Annotated in this window: 4 protein-coding genes and 2 pseudogenes; 5 read left to right on the forward strand and 1 reads right to left on the reverse strand. The window is 69.5% G+C overall.

Annotated features, from left to right (window positions below; all coding sequences use genetic code 11):
- Nucleotides 1-413: 413 nt before the first annotated feature.
- The 5 genes and pseudogenes from ABZZ79_RS39405 (at nt 414) to ABZZ79_RS39425 (ending at nt 4707) form a co-directional block, all read left to right on the forward strand.
- Nucleotides 414-932 (forward strand): hypothetical protein, encoded by a 519-nt coding sequence (locus ABZZ79_RS39405; RefSeq protein WP_356697462.1) that lies wholly within the window; start codon nt 414-416, stop codon nt 930-932.
- A 214-nt stretch (nt 933-1146) separates the two neighbouring features.
- On the forward strand, nt 1147-1572 hold the full coding sequence (locus tag ABZZ79_RS39410) for a hypothetical protein (RefSeq protein ID WP_356697464.1): 426 nt from the start codon (nt 1147-1149) through the stop codon (nt 1570-1572).
- A gap of 145 nt (nt 1573-1717) precedes the next feature.
- Nucleotides 1718-2491: pseudogene (locus ABZZ79_RS39415) on the forward strand (PIG-L family deacetylase); the annotation flags it as partial.
- A 19-nt stretch (nt 2492-2510) separates the two neighbouring features.
- A complete protein-coding gene (locus ABZZ79_RS39420) occupies nt 2511-3605 on the forward strand; it encodes an NUDIX hydrolase (protein ID WP_356697466.1) in 1095 nt (364 codons plus the stop codon).
- A 434-nt stretch (nt 3606-4039) separates the two neighbouring features.
- Nucleotides 4040-4707, forward strand: a pseudogene (locus ABZZ79_RS39425) (M15 family metallopeptidase).
- Between the two features lie 121 nt (nt 4708-4828).
- Here the strand turns inward: ABZZ79_RS39425 and ABZZ79_RS39430 are convergent.
- Entirely contained in the window at nt 4829-5122 is a 294-nt protein-coding gene (locus ABZZ79_RS39430) for a DUF6624 domain-containing protein (protein ID WP_356697468.1), read from the reverse strand.
- Nucleotides 5123-5220: the final 98 nt, after the last annotated feature.

Here is a 5220-nt window from a genome sequence, read left to right on the forward strand (position 1 = left end):
CTTCCGCAACGCCGAGAACCAGCGGCTCCGAACACGCTGCGTCACCACCCGCCGAGCCCGCGGACACCTCCGCACCGCTCAACTTTGAAGACCCGTCATGTCGCAGTGGCGATCGGCGGACGACTGGCAACGCGCATAGGGTCGGCGGCATGGGTGACACGTTCGACGTAGCTAGGGTCCTGGCAGGTGGGTGCAGGGAACGGGCGGAGGCATGGGCATTTATCAGCGATTTTGCCGCCTCCTGGTCCACTCCGTTGTCACCGGCTGATGGGTTCACGCTGGATGAAGTGCAGCGAGCTGAGGACCGCCTCGGCGTTCACCTACCGGTTGCTCTCAGGGAGGCATATACGTAGTTCGGTCGACGGCCTGATCTAGTTGCGCAGCAAAACCCGCTGCTGGAGCCGGAGGAACTGTTGCTCGACCCTTCCGGCGAACTTCTGGTCTTCCGGAGTGAGAATCAAGGCTGCGCCGGTTGGGGTGTGTCTCTGGCCGACTTGTCTCGGGAGGACCCACCGGTCGCTCTGTTTTCCGATCGCCTGCCGAACTCCAGCCGATGTCACTTCCTCGATCGCCTGTCGCTGACTTTGGTCGAAACCGTGCTGAGCGAGGCTGTTATGGGCAGGTGGACACAAGGACGCGCATGCCAGGCAACACCTGAGGTGGTTGCCTGTCTGGAAAAGGAGTTCGTCCCTGTCTCGTTGCCGCCGTATCCGGCGTGGTTCGAGCCGATGGGAGTGCGCGTTCGGTGGTTTTCTGACGCTGGTCTGCTGCTCCGCCTGGAGCCCGGCTCCGAGGGGACGGAGCTGGTTGTAACGGGCAGGACGGAAGCTGATCTCCAACGCGCGATCGAAGTGATTCCTGGTGTATGGCCTGATGCCGAGCCGACCGTGACCACGACAATCAGTGAGGACGACCTTGCTCTGCCGTTTTGACGATCACGCTGGTGTCGGCGTACTCGTCGAAGTACCCAACCAGGTACGGATGAACGCGCCCAGCCGGTCAGCCACCAAGCCGTGGGCCTTCTTTGCGGGAGAGCTGAGAAGCGTTCGTGGTACGAGCCGGAGACAGGGATGATCACCTCATGATGCGAGTGCCTTCGACGACGTCCCTTTGACCGCACTCTTTCCTCTCCTGACGCCTGCGGATGTGGACTCCTTGAACCAGGCGGCCAGCACGGTCGACGCGGCTCGTGCAGGTAGAACCACGGCGGATTGGGAGTGGGCCCTGGAGCATGCCGCCTTCCCCGGCACACAGCTGGGGACGCCGATCGTCCTTGGGCTGGATGTCATCGAGCACGCTGAGGGAGGCGACCAGCTGGAGTTCCTGCTTCAGGTGGTGTGGACCGACCCGGACCAAATCGCGGTTGATGCGGCGGTGAATGTGGCCTGCTGGTGCGAGACCGACCACGCCACCCATGACGTCGGCGCCCTGAGGATCATGGTCGGCGAGGAGACTTCGTTGTGCGATGCATTCCGTGCCGGCGCTGAACGCCTGACCGGCTGGCTGGCCGATCCTCACGACGCCGCCCACTGGCGTGCCAAAGCGGGACTACCTCCCAGGCGGATCAACTGAAGGTCCGGTGCCGAACAGATTCGTCTGTACCCAACTGAGTACGTTCACGTGTACCCCGACAGCTGGATAAGAACCAGCGTCCGCAACAGAGCGGCGGACGCTCGCCTCAACGGAGCCGCACCGGTGTCCTGTCGGCCGCGGCGGCCTCGAGGGCGGCGTGCTCGCCCAGCACGTCGCCGCCGGCGCCCGCACCGCGGTCGTCACCGCCACCTGGACTGCCGACAGCCACCGAGCCCCCGAACTCGCCGAGGCCCTGGGCGCCGGGGCCCCAAGGCTGCTCGGGTACGCCGATGCCCGCAACCCCGCCTCGGCGCCCGGCGGCGCAGTACGCCTTGTCGACGCGGCCCTCGACGAGGCCATCGGCCGCCTCGTCGGACACATCCGCGAGGTCCGGCCCGACGTCGTCGTCGGCCACGACGCCTTTGGCCAGCTCACCAGGCATCCGGATCACCGGCGTGCCCATCAGGTCACGCTCCTTGCCGTCGAGGCTGCCGGTCTGCCGCACTTGTATCCCGAAGCCGGGGATCCCTCGCAGCCTGCCGCGCTGTACGCGGCCACGCATTCGGAATCCGGTGTGGGCCGGCTCGGCCCGCTCCTCCAGAGCGTGGGCAAGACGCTCCCCGCGGTACCGGACGCGTATGTGACCACGACCGTTGACGTCTCACCATGGGCCGCGGTGAAGCTGGAGGCGATCCTCGCCCACCGCAACGAGGTCGCCCGCCCGAGGCCCCTGCCCGGCCTTCTCGCCCGCCTGTCCGAACTGGAACGCAACGAGATCATCAGCACCGAGCAGTTCACCCGGCTCTCCCTCGGCCCCGCGCCGGGGCGCCCCGCACAAGCTCGTCGCCTGACCGGCCCACCGCCCAGAAGATCCCGTCCGCACGATCGGAGACGAGATGACCGCCACGCCCTCCCCTGACGCGCCGCCCACGACGTCGATGACCGACGAGGAGCACGGGGCCTTACGCGCCTCAGCAGCCCTGTGGGCCGGAACGTCCGTGCTGATCGCCGATCAGCGCGGCGGGGTCCTGATCCAGCGCGTCGACTATCGCACGACCTGCCTCCTGCCCGGCGGCGCCGTCGACGAGAGCGAGTCCCCGGCCCATGGCGCCGCTCGGGAACTGCGCGAGGAGCTCGGCGTCACCATGACCGTCGATCGCGGGCTGGCCGTGGACTGGGTCAGCGCGGACAGCATCAACGCGCCCGCCGACATGCGCTTCCCCGGAGAGATCCTGCACGTCTACGACGGGGGTACGTGGGACAAGGAGCAGATCGCCGCCATCCGGCTGCCCGACCGCGAGATCAAGTCCGTTGAGTTCGTCGAACCCGCCCGGCTACCGGACCTGATGTCCCCCGGCGACGCCCGCCGGGCCCTGTCCGCCCTGCGCGCCCGCATCAACTCCGCCGGCGCCGCCCTGCTGGAGAACGGCCTCCCGATCGCCCCCACCGTCCTGGACCGGGCCGGCGCCCTTCGCACCGCCCGCACCCGGCCACCTCCCCTTCCACACCGGCCCCGCCCCAGCGCAGCTCCCGGTGGCCCAGGTCTGGGGCTGGCTCCTCGGGCCCGACGGCCGAGCCTTGGTGCTTCTGGAACCGGACACCGGCGCGGCCTGCCTTCCCGGCGGCACCCCCGACCCCCCGGACCGCGGCAACCCGCTCGTCACACTGCGCCGGGAGGCACTCGAGGAAGCCGCGGCCGAGTTCGGCGAACCGCTGCTCCTCGGCCACCTCTCCGACCCCGACAAGCCGTACGCCCGCCTCCGCTACACCGCGCCCCTCACCCGTCTTGGCCCGCCACCCGTCGACCCGGCCACCGGCCGCACCCACATCCGGGTCCTCGCGATACCCGAGCAGGCCCTGGAGCTCTTCGACTGGGGACTCCCGGCAGCCGACCAGCTCGCCGCCGTCCACCAGGCCCGCGCGGCTCGGGATCCCCCGTGCCGCGCCGCAGCCCCTCACCGAACTGCCGGACGCCACCGGCCTCACCACCTTGTAGCCCGCCCCGGCCCATCTTTAAGCGAGAACTCGCATGAGCAACACATCACCCGCCCTCGGCACAACCCCCGGGCCCGCTCGGCCCCTGCCGGCCACAAGAGCCGCAGAGGATGCTCCAGCGCCGGTTCGAACGGGGCACTGCCAGTGCGGCCGGATCTCCTACCAGGTCGCCGGAGCTCCGGATGATCCGCATTTGTGTTCATGTGTCCATGAGATTCGGATCTCCGGCGGGCCCGCGGTGCTGTGGGTGGGCTTCCCTCTGGACTCCCTGATCTGGACCGGGACCGGCGGCGAGCCGAAGTGGTATGCGACCTACCCGACCCTCCGACGAGGCTTCTGCCCCGACTGCGGAACACACCTCGTATCCGTGGCCGATGGGTCCAGCATGGTCATGGTGACCGGGTTCAGCCTCACCGACCAGAGCGGCATCGAGCCCCTCGGTCACTCCCACCGCGAGAACGCCGCGTCCTGGATGCACATCACCCTCGCGCCCGGTCCGCTCGTCCTGATGTCCGACCCGCGCGTGGCTGCCATCCCCGTCGCCGACTGCGGCGAGCCGCTCATCGACGCGCGCGGAACCCTGCTGGTCGACGACCGCAGAGCCGACACAGCCGGCTCGTACGCCCAGCTGCGCCGCGGCGTCCTCGACCGGCTCGTCCACGCCCAGGCGCTCCTGCCCGACGGAGTGCGCTTGCTCTACGTCGAGGGCTACCGCCCGCCCGACCTGCAGCGGCGCTAGTTCGAGGAGTACGCGGACGAGCTCCGCGCCGCCAACCCCGCCTGGCCCGACGACCAGGTCCATGAGGCCGCCAGCCGGAACGTGTCCCCACCGGAGATCGCCCTGCACAGCGCCGGCGCGCCGCCGTCGACCTCACCCTCGTGGGCGCCGACGGCACCGAGCTCGACATGGGCACGCGCGTGAACGCCAGCCCCGAAGAGAGCGACGGCGCCTGCTACACGGACGCCGCCTCGATCAGCCCCCAGGCCCGCACGAACCGGGCCCTGCTGGCCGCCGCCCTGTCCACCGCCGGGTTGACCAACTACCGCACGGAGTGGTGGCACTGGAGCTACGGCGACCGGTACTGGGCCCTGATGACCAACCAGCCGGCGGCCCTGTACGGGCCCCGCGCCCTTCCCTGACCGGGTTTCGAGCGAGGCCTCGCTGCATCCCCCGTCGGCGAGGCCTCCCCCGTTCACGCACCCGCAGTCGAAGACCGTGCTGCCGACCTGGCCGTCTGGACAGCAGGCCGCCCCGGCCGCGCTATCGGATGCCGGCCAAGACCCGCCCGATGTACGCCTCCAGAGGCTCGAACCCCCACACGGCGCGCAGCGCCTCGACCTCGTCCTGGCTCCGGACGGGGTGCGGGACGAGCGTCCCGTCCGGGCCCTGCGTCAGCTGGGTACCGAAGACCTGCCGCTGCCCCTGGGCGAGCAGCACCCGGTCCTCCAGCAGAGCGCCGTGCTGGGGATCGGCGTCGCCCGCCGTCACGGCGGCCGCGAGCAGCTCCAGGCAGTCCCGTTGGAAGTCGGGCCTCCGGTCGGCGTGCTGGGCGATTCACTAACGAGCTCGTGCACGGTAGGCGGTGAGGCGTCGAGCTTCTGATCGTCGATCATGATCGTGTGGTGGGGAACGCATCTCGTGCAGCGATCATC

Origin of the sequence: Streptomyces sp. NPDC006458, assembly GCF_040612135.1 — a bacterium.
In the GTDB taxonomy this organism is placed as follows: domain Bacteria; phylum Actinomycetota; class Actinomycetes; order Streptomycetales; family Streptomycetaceae; genus Streptomyces.

Excerpts from the sequence above, each read along its gene's own strand:
- ABZZ79_RS39420 (WP_356697466.1), top strand. The coding sequence starts at position 2,511 with ATGACCGACGAGGAGCACGGGGCCTTACGCGCCTCAGCAGCCCTGTGG.